Here is an 18,156-nt window from a genome sequence, read left to right as displayed (position 1 = left end):
GTTTGTTTTTTGTCGAACCTATCTCGAAATTTTAGTTTAAAATCTTTTTCTTAGCTTTTTCAAACTCTTCTTTTGTTAATACACCAGCTTTGTATAGATCATTTAATTGTTTTATTTGAGTGATGACTTCACTAGATAATTTGTTTTTGTTATCCTTAGGTTTTATTTTTCCAGAATAATAATTACTTAAATCAAGTTTATTAGAATTTCTTGCGTTAACATTTTCTTCAAATCTTTTATGCCTTTCTGCTGAAATTGATATCCATTTTTGCATAACTTTTTTATGCTCAGGAAATTTTTCAATATTATATTTGTGATATTCTGAACTTTCTTCGGTATAAAATTTATTTTTTGGAGCATCAAAAATTTTAGGGTTTGCGATATATCCAACCACAAACCATGTTCCACCTGTTAGTCTTGAAAAATAACTATGATCACTACCTAAAGTAATCTTTGGTAATTTAATTGAATTATCTTTTAGCCATTTTTTTATTAAACGATTAGCACCTCTTAAAGTTGGATCATCAGGATTATTTAATTCTTTATCCACATCTTCATGCATAACCCAAAAACAATTGTGTGAGCTCCCTTTAGTATAAAATTCAAGTAAAAAATATTCAGATCTTTCGTAGCAACCATCATATTTATCTTTAAATAAAATTTCATAGAGTGCTGAATTTATTCTAGCCTCAACTATACCTGCTAATTGAAATTGGCCTACGCTAATACCTTCTAGAAATTCATTATTTTCTGTTTTAATCAAAATATATTCTTCAAGGTTTAATCCATGATAGTTCCAAAGTTGTCGAGCTGCTAAAGTCCATTTACCCTCTGGAAGATCTATCTTAACTTTTTTACTAAAAACTATTTGACCCTCAATTTCTTGACCTGTTTTATATGTTTTACCAAAAACAACACCACACCACAACAAGCCCAAAACTATGATCACTAAAAGTTTTTTCATGAACCAAAACTCTAGCACAAAAATCCTTGGCGTAATAGTGGCGCAATTCAGTTAAAACTTCTGCTATTTACTAAAGCAACTTTGTTGATAAAAAAGAATTATAGAAGCACGGTCTGGGGCACCAGGTAACAGAACTACCCTGTTAGCTTTAATTTTTCTTAGATTTTCTGTAATCCCAAGGATAATCAAACTCCATTGACCACATACCTATTTTATTAATTCTTGCATAATCTTCATCAGATACAAATTTTTTTGAATACCTTCTATAGGCAAATGCATAGCCACTTCTAACTAAATAACTTGATAAACTTTCATTATTAACAAAACATTCGGCCAGTGTTCTTTTGTATTGATCTTTTCCTTCACTAATACATTCAACGCTATTGTTTGAAATTTTATCAATAAGGATTTGTTTTGCTGTAATTCCACAAGGATCCTTAGCTCCTTCGTTAAGGCAAGTTTGTTTTAATTCAGGTGTATCTATCCCTGTAAATCTAATTTTTTCTCCATTAAGATGAATTGTGTCTCCATCTACAATTTTGATTGTTTGAGATTTGACTTGGTTAATAGTTAAAATAAATATTAGTACTGAGACACTAATAAGAAAAATGACTTTTTTTTTGTTTAAAAACATTATTTAAAAAATATCCAATAAAGATGATTACCGCAATACCCATAAACCAATTGGTTGCCATGATGGTATAAAAAATATCCGCATAATCTCCTCCTCTAATATTAATTACATACCATAATGATAAGAACGGAAATGCAGTTAACCTTAGAACGCTTAAGTAAAGACTATAAATTGGTTTTTTAAGTGCCTGAAAGACTGCTGTTGTAATAAAGAATACTGGGTAAATAGGAGCTATTAATGCAGCAACTTTTAAATATATAGCACCATGATAAATAGCTTCTACATTATCTGTAAACTGAGATACAAAAAACTCTGCACCAAAGAATAAAACCACACCTGCTACGGCCATAAACGATGATCCAAAAAATAATGCCTTAGTATAAAGCTCTCTAATACGGTTATAATTTTTAGCACCAAAGTTTTGTCCACCGATAGAAAGTACTGCTGTATTTAAACCAATTACTGGAAGTAAGAAGACTTGTTCAACTCTTAAAGCTGCACCATAACCTGCTGTTGCAAGATCACCAAATTGTCCAATAAAATATAATATGTTAAAAATACCTACTCCAATAAACAACATACTAATCATAATTGGCATTGCTTGTGTGAACAATTCTTTAAGAAGAATAAACTTAGGAATAAAGCATTTAATAGATAAATATTTTCTTAATTTACATGAGTTAATTTTATAGGCTAAATAAATAGTACCAATAGATTGAGCGATAACAGTTGCTATTGCAAGGCCACCTATACCATAAGCTGGAACAATTCCGTATCCCCAGATAAATAATGGGTTTAAAAAAATATTTAAAAAGAAGCTAAAGATAAGAACATTTCTATAACTTTTAGTATCTCCCTGTGCATTTAAAGCTCCATTTAAAGAGATTTGGATCATAACTATAAATGTTCCATAAAAAATTATATCTAAATACTCTCTAGTTAAAGCGATACCAGCAGCATCAGAGCCCATAACGCTCAAGAGAAAATCAGAAGCGTTTAATCCAAATAAAGTAACAACAATAGAAGTGACCAATGAAAAAATTACTGATTGGGCAATAAATAGTGAAGCTTTATTAATTTTTTTAGCACCTAATAAATTACCAATACATGAGTTCGTTGCAGCACCAATACCAACACCAACAGCAATGATAACAAAATATATGGGAAATGACTTAGCAATAGCACCTATAGCTTCTGCAGAAATTCTACCCGCAAACCAGGTATCAACTAAATTATAAAATGTTTGAAATAATGAACCAACACTTGCTGGGATGGTTACTTTTCTAAGTAACTCCCAAATTGGATCTTTAGTTAATTTAATGGCTTTGGACAATTATTTTTCCTATTTAAATTCTTTTTGAAATATATGCTTCGATCCACTCTTTTTAGCAAGGTTTATTTGCTTTTGTCTCATTCGAAATCTCTCTTTTTGAGTTTGAGTTAAATTATCATGACAATTTACGCATGAAACACCCTCCTCATATTTTTTAGACTTCTTATCTTTTGGTGAAACTGGTTTTCTACATCCACTACACATTGAGTATGTACCAGTTACTAATCCATGTTTAACACTGATTCTGTTATCAAAGACAAAACATTCCCCATTCCATAAACTTTCTTTTTTTTTAATATTTTTTAAATAATTTAAAATTCCACCTTTTAGCTGATAAACATTTTTAAAACCTTTTTTTTCTAAAAATACCGAAGCTTTCTCACATCTTATTCCACCAGTACAAAACATTGCAATTGGTTTCGTTTTTTTTAGTTTATTTAGGTATTTTGGAAATTCTCTAAAATTAGCAACATCAGGATTAACTGATCTTTTAAAGGTGCCCACATTATATTCAAATGGTTTTCTAGAATCTAGAACTAATGTGTCTTTATCATTAATTAACTTATTCCATTTTTTAGGATCTATATGATTATTTTTCTTATTTTTTGATGACAAAGAAAGACCCATGGGAACTACTTCTTTTTTAATTTTTACTTTTGGCTTATGAAATGGTTGAAATTTACTTTTTGAAATATTTTCACTATCAAACTTTTTAAAATTCAATATCTTTTTAATCTTGTTGATAGTTGACTTTAGATCGTTAGCTTTTCCTGAGATTGTTGCATTTACTCCTTCATTAGCTATAATTATTGTTCCTCGAATATTTTTTTTAATCAAATAATCCTGTAGTAAAATCTTATTTTTTTTTAAAGAAGTGATTTTTTTAAATTTGTAAAAACCAAAAACATCAAACATTATATCACTCTACAAACAGTCATACCGTCACCTAAAGGGACAATGATTTGTTCCACTCTTTTATCGTTTGCAACATAAGTATTAAAATCTCTAATATTTACAGTGAATTTATCTAAATTATCTTCATCAGCGACCTCACCATGCCATAAAACATTGTCTACAATAATCAATCCTCCTTTATCTAATAACTTCAGTGATTTTTCATAATATTCTTTATAATTCATTTTATCGGCATCAATAAAAACCATATCAAATTTACTATTCTTTAATTCATCTAAACTATCTAATGCAGGCTTAACAATTGTTTGAATTTTATTAGTAAGATTAGCTTTTTTAAAAAAACTTACTGCAATCTTGTTGGTTTCTTTGTCTTTATCTAGCGCTATAAGTTTGCCATCATCTGGTAATGCTAAAGCTATTGAAAGTGCACTTAACCCAGTAAAAGTACCAATTTCAAGTACATTTTTAATGTTAGAAGTTTTTATAATTAAATGAAGAAAATGACATTGAGATGTTGCTACTTGCATTCTCTTAACGTCTCCAAGTGTATTATTGTATTCGATTATTTCTTGCTGGATGGGATTTAACTTTAAACTAAAATTATTTATATATTTTTCAAGCTTTTCAGTAATTCTAATTGCTTTACCCATGGTATTTTAAGTCCTTTGTGTCTACCAATTTCACCACGAGGGCATGAGTTATTTTCATGAGTGTTTATGCCAATATTTATAATTGAACAAGAGGAATAAGTAAATTTTTTTTATTTTATCTCTCTAGGTACAAGTTTAGTACAAGTTATCCTTTAAAATCCTATAAGATTTACATTCTTTTAAAAGCTACTTAGTAAAATGACAGTTGGGTTCAACAACAGTCCAAGAAGCATGGTCAAATCTTACTTTTGAAACATTATTAAACTGGTAAACTATTTTTCTTTGATAGTTATTTAAATCAGTTGAATTTTGTGACCAATTTTTTACTCTTTTGATGTTATCATGATTTGGAAATCTTGTTACATAAGCATAAAGCCAACCCCAGTTACTACTACTTCTGTTCAGATCTTGGATCTTATAATCTTTAGCAGGACCAGGTGATTTCATTTCTTTAGCGTACTTAAAAACAATTTCATTATTTTCTGTAAAATCTATAAAAAACTTAACCAAGTTATGATAATTCTTTCCCTTATATTCATAATCCCAGATGTTATATCCTTGATTTTCTGCAATTATTGCTATCACTGCAAGAGCATTCATAGCTCGACCTTGGTAAAACATTGCTCTACCTCCCCTTCTAACTTCGATAGGTAAACTTCCATCTTTTCTTTGATATTTTATTGCTGCTTCGAAATTCTTAAATGCTTTTCTAAATAATTTTTCATCATTTAATAAAACACCTAATTCCATATGTGCAATGGCAGAAGATAATGCATGATTGTGAGCTCGTTTTGGAACTCCTGTAGCCTGAGTATTTTTTTTATAAATCCGGTCATACATAAGATGTTCATTTTTTTTTACTATTTTCTTAAACCATTTTTTTATAAGTTGATCTTCCTCATTTGGAACGTCAACTACTTGTTTCGCAAATGAATAAGCTGCCAACATTGGTGATGCGATATAAAGATTAACTGATAGAGTATCATTCCAATGTCTTCCTTCATGATCAGATGGTCCTGTTCTTTTTGCTGCATCAGCTTTTGCCCATTCTAAAATTATTCGTTTAACATTTTCACAAGCTTCTTTATTACCTCCACTACAAGGACGGCTAAAATTACTAAACTTATCAAGTGTATTATCAAATCTGTCATCTAACCCATAACCTTTTGGAGCTTTTACTTTTAAGATTGGTTTTACAAGATTCATCTGGGGGTCAATATGCATTTTAGTAATACACTTTTCTAAATTTTTGGGTATTGGAAAAATAATTTCTGGATTATTAATTATTGCTTTTTTTTTAATTTCTTTAAAATTTGCATAAGCACTAGATGAAAATATTAAGATAAAAATAATTATTAAAGGTTTTTTCATCAATAAAACTATAATTTTTTATCTCTCTAAGTTCAAGTTTAGTACAAATCTGCTCAAATTAATTAAGCCTTATTTTCTACTCTAAATTGAAAGCTAAATTAAAGTTATGAGATTTTATAGGATGTTTTAGAATGCCTTGGACTACTATTGACTGACTTTAACTACTATCCCTCAGCTTTTAAGTCCTTTGTGTCTACCAGTTTCAGTAATGTTAAAGCTTTTTCTTTAATATCTCATTTATTAATTGAGGGTTAGCTTTACCACCTGAAACTTTCATTGCTTGACCTACAAAGAAACCAAACAGTTTTTCTTTACCATTTTTATATTCAATAGCTTTTTCCCTATTATCATTAATAATCTTATCGATTAAAGCTTCCAGTGCTTTAGGGTCACTTTCTTGTTTTAAACCTTTTTCTTCAACAATTATTTGTGGATCTATGTCTCCATCCATCATTAATTCAAATATTGTTTTAGCTATTTTTCCAGAAATCGTTCCATTCTTAATTAGATTAATTAGCTTCGCTAAATTTTTTGCACTTATTGGGCTTTCAGATATTTCTAAATTTTTACTGTTTAAAACAGCAAACAATTCACCTGTAATCCAGTTAACGGCTAATTTCATATCTTGGTTCTTGCCCATTTTAGCAACAACTTCTTCGAAATATTTAGCTGTATCAATATCTGATACTAAAATTGTTGCTTCGTAAGGAGACACTTTAAATTTATCAATAAATCTTTTCTTCTTATCATCTGGTAATTCTGGAATATCAGCTTTTAATTCTTCAATAAATTCATCTGTTACTTCTAATGGTAATAGGTCTGGATCTGGAAAATATCGATAATCATGAGCATCTTCTTTAGATCTCATAGATCTTGTTTCATTTTTTTTAGTATCAAATAATCTTGTTTCTTGATCAATTGTTTTACCATCTTCAATTAAATCAACTTGTCTATTAGCTTCATAATCAATAGCCATTTGCATAAATTTAATTGAGTTAACATTTTTAATCTCACAACGAGTTCCAAGTTTATCAGAACCTTTAATTCTAACAGAAATATTGACATCAGCTCTTAAAGAGCCTTCCTGCATATTTCCATCACACGTACCAAGGTATCTCATAATAGATCTTAATTTTTTAATATAAGCACTAACTTCATCTGGAGTTCTCATGTCTGGTTTGCTAACAATTTCCATCAAAGCTACACCAGATCTATTTAAGTCAACCAATGTATTTTGTGGGTCCATATCATGAATACTTTTTCCAGCATCTTGTTCTAGGTGTAATCTTTCGATCCCTACTTCTTTTTGGCCATGTGCCATATCAAGAATAACTGTTCCCTCTCCTACTATTGGATACTTAAACTGTGAGATCTGATAACCTTGTGGAAGATCTGCATAAAAATAATTTTTTCTATCGAAAACTGATCTTTTATTAATTTGAGCTCTTAAGCCTATTCCCGTTTTAATTGCTTGTTTTACACAGTACTCATTAATAACCGGAAGCATTCCTGGAAATGCTGCATCTACTAAACTTACTTGTGTATTAGGTTCAGCACCAAAGGTAGTTGATGAAGATGAAAATAATTTTGAATTTGATGTAACCTGAGCATGAACTTCAAGACCAATTACCACTTCGTAAACATTGTCTCGTCTTTCGATTAAGTATTCTGAATTATCTTTAGTCATTTATTTAATCCACCAGTCAGTAATTTTGTTTTTAAACTGGATTTTCTCTTCCATAGCATAAGCAATGTTTAAAATATTTTGTTCATCAAAAGCTTTACCAATAATTTGTAGTCCCAATGGATAACCTTTAACATCTATTCCAGCTGGAATTGAAATTGCTGGTAATCCAGCTAAATTCACTGGAACTGTAAATATATCATTTAAATACATTGAAACTGGATCATTAGTTTTTTCACCAATTTTAAAAGCAGCACTTGGTGTTGATGGAGTTAAAATTGCATCAACTTTTTTGTAAGCTTCATCAAAATCGTTTTTTATTAATTTTCTAACTTTTTGTGCCTTTAGATAATAAGCATCATAATAACCAGAGGATAAAACATAAGTCCCAATCATTATTCTTCTTTGAACTTCGCTACCAAAACCTTCAGATCTTGTCTTTTCATACATGTCAATAAGGTTTTCACCTTTAGATCTAAAACCATACTTAACACCATCATATCTTGCTAAGTTTGAAGATGCTTCCGCAGGGGCCACTATATAATAAGTGGGTAGAGCATAGTTTGTATGAGGTAATGAAATTTCTACAATTTCAGCACCACAATCTTTTGCATACTCAATGCCCTTCGTCCATAAATCCTCTATTTCTTTTGGCATTCCATCAACTCTATATTCTTTAGGAATTCCAATTTTCTTACCTTTAATATTATTTGTTAATTCTTTACTGTATTCATTTCTTTTAAAATCAATTGATGTTGAGTCTTTTTCATCATAAGTGCTAATTATTTCTTGAAGCAATGCGCAATCTTTTACATCTTTAGACATTGGTCCTGCTTGATCTAATGAAGATGCAAAAGCAACAATTCCATATCGTGAACAACTTCCATAAGTAGGCTTTAATCCAACGGTACCTGTAAATGAAGCAGGTTGTCTAATAGAGCCACCTGTATCAGTTCCAATTGTAATAGGCGTTAAATTAGCTGCTAGAGCTGATGCAGAGCCTCCTGAAGAGCCACCTGGTACTAAACCTTTGTCTATTGGACTTTGTACATTTCCAAAAAAACTAGTTTCATTAGATGAGCCCATTGCAAATTCATCACAATTTAACTTACCAAGTAATATCGCACCTTCATTCCAAATATTTTGAGTAACAGTAGACTCGTATGGTGGAATAAAATTATTTAAAATTTTACTACCTGCTGTAGTTTTTACATCTTTGGTGCAAAACAAATCCTTAACAGCTATTGGAACACCCGGAAGTTTTAAATCAAAATTTGGTTTTTGATCAAAACTTTTAGCTTTCAAAAGTGCATTAGAAAAATCTTCTGTTATGTATGTATTTAAATCTCTAGATTTTTCTCCTCTATCAATAAAAGCTTTGGTAGTTTCTTCAGAAGAAATCTTTTTATCTTTAATATTTTTAACTAATTCAGTTAAAGTGAGTGATGTAATATCAGACATTATTCAACAACCCTTGGTACTACAAAAAAATCTTCATTTTCCTCTGGTGAGTTTTTTAATATTTGATCTCTAATATTTTCACTTTTAACCTCGTCGGCTCTTAATTTTAATGTGGTCTCTGCAACAGAAGTTAAAGGCTCAATATTATCAGTATTGAGTTCATTTAATTTTTCAATGAAATCAAATATAGAGTTAAGATCTCCAGCTAATTTATTAGCTTTTGCATCATCAACTGAGATTCTTGATAATTTAGATATATGCTTTATTGTTTTAAGATCAATTGTCATGTGGTAATTAAATATGTCGGCAAACTATCACTTAAGTATAAAATATACAATATGATCACAATTGAAGATTTTAAAATAAAACACACAAATAAGGTGAGATTTATTGGTTTAGATTTAGGGTCTAAAAGAATTGGCGTCTCAATTTGTGATGAAAGACAATCCATAGCCACACCCTTTAAAACCATAAACAAAACCAACACAAACGAACTAATTGATGAACTTAAGATAATAATTAAAGATAATAATATTGGTGGAATAATTGTAGGGAACCCAGTTAATATGGATGGCAGTCTAGGTAGATCCGCTCAATCAGTTAATGATGTTGCATCAAATATATCAAAATCTATAGACCTACCAGTAATTTTGTGGGATGAGAGACTTTCAACAGTTGGAGCATTTAATCTATCGAGTTTATTAGACGTTAACGTTTCAAAAAGAGTTAAAACAATTGATCAAAATGCTGCGGCCTTTATTTTACAAGGGGCAATAGACTTTTTAAATAATTAATACTTGCCATAGTGATGGTTAATAGTTATAGAGTTAATTTTAATGGCAACCAAAATAAATAAAGCTATTAAAATCTCTCAAAAACACCTCCTAGGGATTCAAGATCTATCAATTAATGATGTTAATTTTATTTTAGAAGAAGCTAAAAGTTTCATCAAATTAAATCAAAGTAAAAACAAAAGATTAAATGTCTTAAGTGGTAAAACTCAAATTAATTTGTTTTTTGAACCTTCAACAAGAACACAGAGTTCATTTGAATTAGCTGGAAAAAGATTAGGTGCAGATGTTATGTCAATGAATATGGCAAATTCAGCTATTAAGAAAGGTGAAACACTAATAGATACCGCAATGACTTTAAATGCAATGCATCCTGATATAATTGTAATTAGACACCAAGACTCAGGAGCATGTAATCTTTTATCTCAAAAAGTAAATTGTGCAGTACTTAATGCTGGTGATGGAAGCCGTGAACACCCTACTCAAGCTTTATTAGACGCTTTAACAATTATAAATCGTAAAAAGAAAATTGAAGGTTTAAGAGTTGCGATTTGTGGTGACATAACTCATTCACGTGTTGCAAGATCAAATATTTATCTTCTAAATATGCTGGGTGCAGAAGTTAACATTATTGCACCATCAAATTTAATGCCAAAAGAAATAGAAAAGTTTGGGGTTAATACTTTTACAGATATGAAAAAAGGTTTGAAAGATTGTGATATTGTAATGATGTTAAGGTTACAAAATGAAAGGATGACTAGTTCTTTCTTGTCTTCTAATAGAGAGTACTATGAATATTATGGACTAACTCCAGATAAGCTTGCTTATGCGAAAGATGATGCTTTAATTATGCATCCAGGCCCTATGAATAGAGGGATCGAAATTGACACTAAATTAGCAGATGACATTAACAGAAGCGTAATTAAGGAACAGGTTGAACTAGGTGTTGCAGTAAGAATGGCTTGTTTAAAAATATTTTGTGAATAAATGAAAAAACAATACTTTATAAATGCAAATATAATTGACCCTTATAACTCTATCAATGAGAATGGCGGATTAATTATTGGAGAAGATGGCTTTATTGAAGCTGTTGGTAAAAAAGTAAATATTAATAACATTCCTTCAAGAGAAAAAGTAATAGATTTAAATGGCAAATATATATTCCCAGGTCTAGTTGATATGCGTGTCTTTGCAGGTGAGCCTGGTTATGAATATAAAGAAAATTTTAGAACGCTAAGTAATGCAGCTCTTGCAGGAGGTGTTACTTCAGTTGTTACTATGCCAAATACAGATCCAATTATTGATAACGTTTCAATAGTAGATTTTTTAAAAAGACGTGGAAGAGATAAATCTAAAATTAATGTTTTTCCAAGTGCAGCACTTACCAAAAATATTGAAGGAACTACCATGACTGAATTTGGTCTACTTCAAAGCAGAGGAATAATTGGATTTACTGATGGAGTTAAAACAATTCAAAATACTAGATTAATGTCACGTATAATGAATTCAGCTAAAGACTTGGGCACACTAATCATGCAACATGCTGAAGATTATGATTTATCCAAAAATGGAATGATTAATTCTGGAATTATTGCAACTAAACTTGGATTATCTGGAATTCCTGCTGTTGCTGAAAGAATAATTATTGAAAGAGATTTAACGTTACTTGAAAACATTAAATGCAGATATCACATATCACAGATTTCAGCTGCTAAATCAGTAGAAATTATCGAGGAAAGAAAAAATAAAGTTAAATTTACGACAGGTGTATCTATAAATAATCTTTCTTTAAATGAAAATGATATAGGAGATTTTAGAACTTTTTTAAAATTATCACCGCCATTAAGAACTGAAGAAGATAGAATTGCTCTAGTACAAGGACTAAAAGATGAAACAATCGACGTTATTGTATCTGATCACAAACCAGAAGACGAAGAGCAAAAAAGATTAACATTTGCACAAGCGTCTACAGGGGCCTCTGGAATAGAAACGCTTTTATCATTAAGTCTAGAATTATATCACAATGGCTCTGTTAAATTAGAAACTATCATTAAAGCTTTAACATCAAACCCTGCAAAAATTTTAAAAATTGATAAGGGTAATCTTTCAGTGGGCAATGAAGCAGATTTTTGCATTGTTGATATTGATAAGCCATGGGTTGTCAAAAAAGATAAGCTTGTCTCCAAATCAAAAAATACCTCTATTGAAGACAAAAAACTCCAAGGAAAAGTCACTAATACATTTGTAAAAGGTGAAGAATTATTTAAGTTATAATAATGGAATATTTAATTGTTGCATTAAGCTCATATTTATTAGGATCAATACCCTTTGGTTTTATACTTACAAAAATATTTTTAAAAAAAGATATTAGAGATATTGGCTCAGGAAACATTGGAGCTACAAACGCTCTTAGAACAGGTAATAAAACATTAGGCTACGCAACTTTACTACTAGATATAACAAAAGCTGTATTGCCTGTATTATATGTAAAATTTAATTATCCTGATTTTATCTTTATTGCATCATTAAGTGCATTTTTAGGTCATGTTTTTCCAATATGGCTTAAGTTTAGAGGAGGCAAAGGTGTTGCAACATATGTTGGAATATTATTTTCGATAAACATAGTTTTGGGTTTAGTATTTATTATTAGTTGGGCTGTTACATTTCTTATTTCAAAATACTCATCACTTTCATCACTAGTTGGTAGTTTAATGGTGCCAATGTATTTAATAATTTTTGAAAATTATAATTCAATATTTTTCATAATAATGTTTGTGCTTATATTCTACACGCACAGAGAAAACGTCAAACGATTGAAAAACAAAGAAGAAACAAAGACTAAAATTTATTGATTTGACTATCTAAGTCTTTTAAGTAATTTGTTTAGTAATGAATCTTGTAGTCGTAGAAAGTCCAGCTAAAGCTAAAACTATCAACAAATATCTTGGTGATGAATATATTGTTTTAGCGAGTTATGGTCATATTAGAGACCTTCCCTCAAAAAATGGTTCTGTTGATCCAGAAAATAATTTTAAAATGGAATGGGAAGTCGATAATTTTTCTAAAAAATATCTTAAAGAAATTACAGATGCAGCTAAGATTTCATCAAAAATTATACTAGCAACTGACCCAGACAGAGAGGGAGAAGCAATTGCTTGGCATGTTAAAGAATATTTAAATGAAAAAAAATTAATTAAAGACAAGCATATAGAAAGAGTTGTTTTTAATGAAATTACAAAAAAAGCTGTTATTCATGGAATTGAAAACCCTCGACAAATAGAGCCACTACTTGTTGATGCCTATATGGCTAGAAGAGCCTTAGACTATTTAGTTGGCTTTAATATATCACCAATTTTGTGGACAAAGTTACCAGGTTCTAAATCTGCAGGTCGTGTTCAGTCAGTTGCCTTAAAATTAATTACAGAACGAGAACATGAAATAGAGCTTTTTGATCCTGAGGAATTTTGGACTTTAAGTATTCAATTCAACGATAGTGATAAAAATTCTATATTAGCAAGTATCACTCAATTGAATGATAAAAAAATTGAAAAATTTTCTTTTAAAAATAAAGCTGAAATTGATAAAGCAATGGAAGAGGTTAAATCTAAGAATTTCAATATAAATGACATCTCTAGCAAAGTTGTTAATAGAAACCCTTCTGGCCCTTTTACTACCTCCACATTACAGCAAGTTTCTTCTGGTAGGTTAGGATTTGGAGCGTCACGTACAATGCAAATAGCTCAAAAACTTTACCAAGGTATAGAAATTGACGGTGAAACTATTGGTCTTATTACGTATATGCGAACAGATGGCACTAACCTGTCCACAGACGCTATAGATACTTTTAGAAAATATATAAAAAATGAATTTGGTGATGAATATGTTCCAGATAACGCAGCAAGTTACTCTGGAAAAAAAGCTAAAAATGCTCAAGAGGCACATGAAGCAATTAGACCCACAGATATAATGCGAGCACCAGATACAGTTAAAAAATACCTAAGTCCAGATCAGCATAAATTATATGATTTAATTTGGAGTAGAGCCCTATCCTCTCAAATGAAACCTGCTCAATTTGACAGAAATACTATAACGATAACTTCGGATGATAATGGAACAATTTGTAAAGCTAGTGGATCTGTTATTAAATTTGATGGCTTTTTAAAAGTTATGAAAGATACTAAAAAAGATGATGATGAAGATATCCTTCCTGAAATGAACAAGGGTCCAGTTAATATAGAATCTCTATTAGATGAACAGCATTTTACACAGCCACCACCAAGATATTCAGAAGCTAGTTTGGTTAAGAAATTAGAAGAATTAGGTATTGGAAGACCTTCAACATATGCAAGTATAATATCTGTTATATCTACTAGAGGATATGCGGAAACAATTAATAAAAGATTTCACCCAACTGATCGTGGTAAATTAATTTCTGCTTTTCTTGAAAAGCTTTTCTCTAAATATGTTGATTATAACTTCACAGCAAGTTTAGAAAATCAACTTGATGATATTACTACCGGGAAGGAAGGATGGATAAAAGTTCTAGAGTTATTTTGGAAAGACTTTAATCAAAACGTATCTGACGTTAAAGAGAAAAGAACTAGGGAGGTTTTAGATCTATTAAACGATAGTCTAGGAAGTTTAATTTTTGAAAGAGATGCGGATGGAAATATTAATAGACAATGCAAATTATGTGACAGTGGATCATTAAGTTTAAAAAATAGTTTTAGAGGTGGTGCTTTTATTGGTTGCTCAAATTATCCAGATTGTAAATTTACCAGACCCCTGTCTAAAGCAAAAGCAGCTGCTCAATCTCAATTAGCTGAACCAAAGTTTATAGGTAAGCATGAAAATGGAAATGACATGTACCTTAAAAATGGAAGATTTGGTCCCTACTTACAATATGAAAAAATTGAGGAAATAAAAGAAGAGATTATAATTGAAACAAAAAAGAAAAAGAAAACAAAAAAAAAGAAGATAGAAAAAGAAGATAATAATTTAAGAAATGTATCAATACCTAAAGGAATTACATTAGATAGCGTGGATCTTGATAGAGCTAAATTTTTATGCTCATTACCAAAAAGTTTAGGCATTAACCCTGAAAATCAGAAAGATATAATATTAAACTCAGGAAGATTTGGCCCATATTTGAAATGTGAAAACAAATCAGCAAGAATTGAAAATGTTGAGGAGATCTTCTCAATTGGACTTAATAGAGCAATAACTCTAATAGCGGAGGCTAAACCTGGTAGAATGTCTGCATCAATTATAAAAGATCTAGGAGAACACCCTGAAGACAAAAAACCTGTTAGAGTAATGAAAGGACAATATGGGCCTTATATTAAATATAAATCTCTTAATGCAACAATTCCAGAGGAAAAAGACCCCTTAGAACTTAATATGGAAGAAGCTTTAATATTAATTGAGAAAAGAAAAGAATACGATAAAAATAAAAAAGTTAAAAAAAAGAAAAAGAAATGAAAAAAATAGTATTTATAACATTAATTATATCAGTCCTTATGTCTAATGCTATGGCTGAAAAAATTGATTGTAATCAGTTTGAAAAGATTAGTGCAAAATACATAGAGTGTTCAGCAAAAAATCTAAAAGAAAAATCTTCAGAACTTAAATTAAAAGCGACGGTTGGAGCTGAAGAACTTAAAGATAAAATAACTACTAATGCTAAGAGTGGAAAAAAGAAATTTGACAAATCTAGTTTAAAAGAAAAGCTTGTTAAATTTAAAAACAGTAAAACATTAACTGAATCTATGGAGAAATAATCATGTCATATGAAGATAAAATAAAAGAATTAAACTTAGAACTACCAGAAGCAAGAGATCCAGTTGGATCATATCTTGCATCAAAACAAATTGGTAAAATGTTATTTATCTCAGGACAAATTTCTATTGCAGCAAATGGAGAATTGATCAAAGGTAAGGTTGGTAAGGATTTAAAAACTGAAGATGGATATGAGGCAGCTAAACGTTGTGGCCTAAATATAATATCTCAAGTTAAAAAAGTTTGTAACAATGATCTTTCAAAAGTAAAATCTTGTATAAAACTTACAGGGTTTGTTAATTCAACAGAAGACTTTATAGAACAACCCAAAGTAATAAATGGTGCTTCAGATTTAATAGTTTCAGTTTTTGGAGACTCTGGAATGCACACAAGAGCTGCAGTTAGTACAAATAGTTTGCCCCTTGGTGTGTCAGTTGAAGTTGATGCTATTTTTGAATTAAATTAATTTCCAATACTAAAATATTTAATTTTCTGATCTTTCATCTTATTAGCAGAGTAAATATTTCTCATATCAAAAATTGAGAATTTTTTATTTTTAACATCTTTTTTGAAATTAATAGTTTTAAAATCATTCCATTCTGTATGAATAATGATTAAATCTGATTTTTTAATTGCGTCTTTAATGTTGTTTGAAAAAGTAACATTATTAAATTTTTTAAAATCTGACTTTTCACCAGTAGGATCAAAATAATTTATTTTTGCACCTTTTTTAATTAATGCAGGGATCATTGTTAGACTTGAAGAATCTCTCATGTCATCAGTATTTGCCTTAAATGTAACACCTAAGAAACAAATATTTTTATTGTTTACTTTATTTTTTAAAATATCAAAAACTCTTTTTAACATTAATGATGATCTATTTTCATTCGATTTAATGACACTTTTAATAACTGTTAAATTTGTTTTAAATTTATTGGCAGTAGCTGTAATAGCTTTAGTATCTTTAGGAAAACAAGATCCACCATAAGCAGGACCTGCTCTTAAAAAACGGCTGCCAATACGATCATCAAGCCCCATCCCAATGGAGATATCCTCCACATTAACATTAATTTTTTCACACAAATTGGCTAGCTCATTAATAAAAGTAATCTTTGTTGCGAGAAAAGCATTAGAAGCATACTTTATTAATTCCGCTGCTCTTCGAGACGTATTAACGTACTTTGCACCTTTTGATATCAATGGTGAATAAAGATTTTTTAATATCTTATTAGATTTTTTATTATTTGTACCTATTACTACTCTATCTGGATAAGTAAAATCTCTTATGGCATCACCTTCTCTTAAAAATTCAGGATTTGAAACTACTGAAAAAAATTTTTTTGATACTTTTTTTGAAATAATTTTTTCTATTTCGTCTCCAGTGGTCACAGGAACAGTAGATTTAGTTATAATAACTTTAAATTTTTTAATAGATTTACTAATTTCTTTTGCAACATTGAATACCTGACTTAAGTCAGCGTTATTTCCATTTTTTTTAGTGGGTGTGCCAACACAAATAAAAATAATATCAGACTTTGAAATTGAATCTTTTAAGTTCGTAGAGAACTTTAAACGATTATTTTTATAATTTTTAATGAGTAATTCATCTAAACCAGGTTCGTATATTGGGATAATACCATTTTTTAAGTTTTCAATTTTACTCAAATCTTTATCAACACAAATTACGTCATTTCCTAAGTCGGAAAAACAAACTCCACTTACTAAACCAACATACCCCGTTCCTATCATACAAAGTTTCATTATTTAGAAATCTCCAAAGTTGATTTAATATAACCCTTCATTGTTCCGCAATCTAAGTATTTACCTGAAAAATTGTGACCGATAAAATGATTATCATCTTCTATTAAAGCTTGGATAGCGTCAGTGATATGAAATTCACCACTTTTACCTGGTTTTAGAGATTTTAATTTAGAAAAAATTGTTTTAGGTAATATATATCTTCCTATTACAGCATTATTAGAAGGTGAAGTTTTTATAGAAGGTTTTTCAACAACATTATTTATAATAAAATTATTTTTATCAATTTTTTTTCTGATGTTGTAGATACCCCACCTAGATACATCATTTTTATTAACCTTCATACTTGCCATAACTGATGCTTTAAATTTATTATGCACAGCAATCATGGACTTAGAGCAGTTTTGTTTAATTATCAAATCATCAGGTAGCAACATTAAAAAATATTCATCTGTAATAAATTTTTTAGTCTTGTAGACAGCATCACCAGTTCCTAATGGTTTGTCTTGAAAAACAAATTTAATCATTTTTTTATATTTGAGAATTTTTTTATATTCTTTGATAATTTTTGGATCATTTTTTTTCTTGATAATATCTTTATAAAATTTATCATTATAAAAATATTTCTTTATCATCAATTTTTTTTTAGAAATAATAAATACAATTTCCTTAATACCAGCCTCAATACATTCTTCGATAATATATTCTAAGCCTGGTTTTCCATTAATAGGTAGAAGCTCTTTAGCAAAAACACTTGTTAGTGGTAGTAGTCTAGTCCCAAGACCAGCTAAAGGAATTATAGCTTGTTTAATCATAT

The 18,156-nt window shown here is 29.7% G+C and carries 18 protein-coding genes; 7 read left to right on the top strand and 11 right to left on the bottom strand.

All coding sequences use genetic code 11. From position 1 onward, the window contains the following. Nucleotides 1–31 precede the first annotated feature (31 nt). The 9 genes from AC5SL3_RS02875 to gatC form a co-directional block, all read right to left on the bottom strand. Nucleotides 32–964 carry an SHOCT domain-containing protein gene (locus tag AC5SL3_RS02875; RefSeq protein ID WP_494578651.1) on the bottom strand — a complete coding sequence of 311 codons (933 nt, stop codon included), beginning with the start codon at nt 962–964 and terminating at the stop codon, nt 32–34. 148 nt (nt 965–1,112) lie between these two features. After that, nucleotides 1,113–1,598, bottom strand: a complete 486-nt coding sequence (locus AC5SL3_RS02870; RefSeq protein ID WP_271564650.1) for a thermonuclease family protein — start codon at nt 1,596–1,598, stop codon at nt 1,113–1,115. After that, complete coding sequence (locus tag AC5SL3_RS02865; protein WP_020169469.1) at nt 1,561–2,931, bottom strand: MATE family efflux transporter; 1,371 nt, start codon at nt 2,929–2,931, stop codon at nt 1,561–1,563. The genes AC5SL3_RS02870 and AC5SL3_RS02865 overlap by 38 nt, the downstream gene beginning before the upstream one ends. Before the next feature lie 9 nt (nt 2,932–2,940). Further along, nucleotides 2,941–3,846 carry an oxygen-dependent tRNA uridine(34) hydroxylase TrhO gene (gene trhO, locus AC5SL3_RS02860; RefSeq protein WP_494578649.1) on the bottom strand — a complete coding sequence of 302 codons (906 nt, stop codon included), beginning with the start codon at nt 3,844–3,846 and terminating at the stop codon, nt 2,941–2,943. Further along, the gene (locus AC5SL3_RS02855; protein ID WP_020169471.1) at nt 3,846–4,496 is read right to left on the bottom strand and encodes an O-methyltransferase; all 651 of its coding nucleotides are present in this window, start codon (nt 4,494–4,496) and stop codon (nt 3,846–3,848) included. The genes trhO and AC5SL3_RS02855 overlap by 1 nt, the downstream gene beginning before the upstream one ends. 186 nt (nt 4,497–4,682) lie before the next feature. Continuing rightward, nucleotides 4,683–5,867 (bottom strand): alginate lyase family protein, encoded by a 1,185-nt coding sequence (locus AC5SL3_RS02850; RefSeq protein WP_494578647.1) that lies wholly within the window; start codon nt 5,865–5,867, stop codon nt 4,683–4,685. A gap of 211 nt (nt 5,868–6,078) precedes the next feature. Beyond that, a complete protein-coding gene (gene gatB / locus AC5SL3_RS02845; RefSeq protein ID WP_494578645.1) occupies nt 6,079–7,554 on the bottom strand; it encodes an Asp-tRNA(Asn)/Glu-tRNA(Gln) amidotransferase subunit GatB in 1,476 nt (491 codons plus the stop codon). Continuing rightward, nucleotides 7,555–9,012 carry an Asp-tRNA(Asn)/Glu-tRNA(Gln) amidotransferase subunit GatA gene (gene gatA / locus AC5SL3_RS02840; RefSeq protein WP_011282145.1) on the bottom strand — a complete coding sequence of 486 codons (1,458 nt, stop codon included), beginning with the start codon at nt 9,010–9,012 and terminating at the stop codon, nt 7,555–7,557. After that, a complete protein-coding gene (gene gatC, locus AC5SL3_RS02835; protein WP_006996849.1) occupies nt 9,012–9,299 on the bottom strand; it encodes an Asp-tRNA(Asn)/Glu-tRNA(Gln) amidotransferase subunit GatC in 288 nt (95 codons plus the stop codon). The genes gatA and gatC overlap by 1 nt, the downstream gene beginning before the upstream one ends. Nucleotides 9,300–9,350: 51 nt before the next feature. Between gatC and ruvX the strand changes: the two genes are divergently transcribed. From ruvX to AC5SL3_RS02800, 7 genes are read left to right on the top strand one after another with little or no spacing between them, the layout of a single operon-like run. Next, the gene (gene ruvX / locus AC5SL3_RS02830; RefSeq protein ID WP_006996848.1) at nt 9,351–9,806 is read left to right on the top strand and encodes a Holliday junction resolvase RuvX; all 456 of its coding nucleotides are present in this window, start codon (nt 9,351–9,353) and stop codon (nt 9,804–9,806) included. 42 nt (nt 9,807–9,848) lie between these two features. Next, entirely contained in the window at nt 9,849–10,790 is a 942-nt protein-coding gene (locus tag AC5SL3_RS02825) for an aspartate carbamoyltransferase catalytic subunit (protein WP_271479697.1), read from the top strand. Beyond that, a complete protein-coding gene (gene pyrC / locus AC5SL3_RS02820; protein WP_271479699.1) occupies nt 10,791–12,077 on the top strand; it encodes a dihydroorotase in 1,287 nt (428 codons plus the stop codon). A 2-nt stretch (nt 12,078–12,079) separates the two neighbouring features. Next, nucleotides 12,080–12,655 (top strand): glycerol-3-phosphate 1-O-acyltransferase PlsY, encoded by a 576-nt coding sequence (gene plsY / locus AC5SL3_RS02815; protein WP_018414163.1) that lies wholly within the window; start codon nt 12,080–12,082, stop codon nt 12,653–12,655. 37 nt (nt 12,656–12,692) lie between these two features. After that, entirely contained in the window at nt 12,693–15,284 is a 2,592-nt protein-coding gene (gene topA, locus AC5SL3_RS02810) for a type I DNA topoisomerase (protein WP_494578642.1), read from the top strand. Then, nucleotides 15,281–15,583, top strand: coding sequence for a hypothetical protein (locus tag AC5SL3_RS02805; protein WP_271479707.1), 303 nt, complete (start codon nt 15,281–15,283; stop codon nt 15,581–15,583). The genes topA and AC5SL3_RS02805 overlap by 4 nt, the downstream gene beginning before the upstream one ends. A 2-nt stretch (nt 15,584–15,585) precedes the next feature. Then, nucleotides 15,586–16,047 carry a RidA family protein gene (locus AC5SL3_RS02800; RefSeq protein ID WP_494578640.1) on the top strand — a complete coding sequence of 154 codons (462 nt, stop codon included), beginning with the start codon at nt 15,586–15,588 and terminating at the stop codon, nt 16,045–16,047. Here AC5SL3_RS02800 and AC5SL3_RS02795 read toward each other — a convergent pair. Continuing rightward, a complete protein-coding gene (locus AC5SL3_RS02795) occupies nt 16,044–17,342 on the bottom strand; it encodes a UDP-glucose dehydrogenase family protein (protein ID WP_271767209.1) in 1,299 nt (432 codons plus the stop codon). The genes AC5SL3_RS02800 and AC5SL3_RS02795 overlap by 4 nt on opposite strands. Further along, entirely contained in the window at nt 17,342–18,154 is an 813-nt protein-coding gene (locus AC5SL3_RS02790; RefSeq protein WP_494578638.1) for a sugar phosphate nucleotidyltransferase, read from the bottom strand. The genes AC5SL3_RS02795 and AC5SL3_RS02790 overlap by 1 nt, the downstream gene beginning before the upstream one ends. Nucleotides 18,155–18,156: the final 2 nt, after the last annotated feature.

Source organism: Candidatus Pelagibacter sp. PS_34, from assembly GCF_059417845.1.
Note: the sequence above shows the minus strand (reverse complement) of the source record. Positions and strands in the feature narration are given on the sequence as shown.

Coding starts and splice junctions, on each gene's coding strand:
- AC5SL3_RS02875 (WP_494578651.1), bottom strand. CDS start 964: ATGAAAAAACTTTTAGTGATCATAGTTTTGGGCTTGTTGTGGTGTGGT.
- AC5SL3_RS02870 (WP_271564650.1), bottom strand. CDS start 1,598: ATGTTTTTAAACAAAAAAAAAGTCATTTTTCTTATTAGTGTCTCAGTA.
- trhO (WP_494578649.1), bottom strand. CDS start 3,846: ATGTTTGATGTTTTTGGTTTTTACAAATTTAAAAAAATCACTTCTTTA.
- AC5SL3_RS02855 (WP_020169471.1), bottom strand. CDS start 4,496: ATGGGTAAAGCAATTAGAATTACTGAAAAGCTTGAAAAATATATAAAT.
- AC5SL3_RS02850 (WP_494578647.1), bottom strand. CDS start 5,867: ATGAAAAAACCTTTAATAATTATTTTTATCTTAATATTTTCATCTAGT.
- gatB (WP_494578645.1), bottom strand. CDS start 7,554: ATGACTAAAGATAATTCAGAATACTTAATCGAAAGACGAGACAATGTT.
- gatA (WP_011282145.1), bottom strand. CDS start 9,012: ATGTCTGATATTACATCACTCACTTTAACTGAATTAGTTAAAAATATT.
- gatC (WP_006996849.1), bottom strand. CDS start 9,299: ATGACAATTGATCTTAAAACAATAAAGCATATATCTAAATTATCAAGA.
- ruvX (WP_006996848.1), top strand. CDS start 9,351: ATGATCACAATTGAAGATTTTAAAATAAAACACACAAATAAGGTGAGA.
- AC5SL3_RS02825 (WP_271479697.1), top strand. CDS start 9,849: ATGGCAACCAAAATAAATAAAGCTATTAAAATCTCTCAAAAACACCTC.
- pyrC (WP_271479699.1), top strand. CDS start 10,791: ATGAAAAAACAATACTTTATAAATGCAAATATAATTGACCCTTATAAC.
- plsY (WP_018414163.1), top strand. CDS start 12,080: ATGGAATATTTAATTGTTGCATTAAGCTCATATTTATTAGGATCAATA.
- topA (WP_494578642.1), top strand. CDS start 12,693: ATGAATCTTGTAGTCGTAGAAAGTCCAGCTAAAGCTAAAACTATCAAC.
- AC5SL3_RS02805 (WP_271479707.1), top strand. CDS start 15,281: ATGAAAAAAATAGTATTTATAACATTAATTATATCAGTCCTTATGTCT.
- AC5SL3_RS02800 (WP_494578640.1), top strand. CDS start 15,586: ATGTCATATGAAGATAAAATAAAAGAATTAAACTTAGAACTACCAGAA.
- AC5SL3_RS02795 (WP_271767209.1), bottom strand. CDS start 17,342: ATGAAACTTTGTATGATAGGAACGGGGTATGTTGGTTTAGTAAGTGGA.
- AC5SL3_RS02790 (WP_494578638.1), bottom strand. CDS start 18,154: ATGATTAAACAAGCTATAATTCCTTTAGCTGGTCTTGGGACTAGACTA.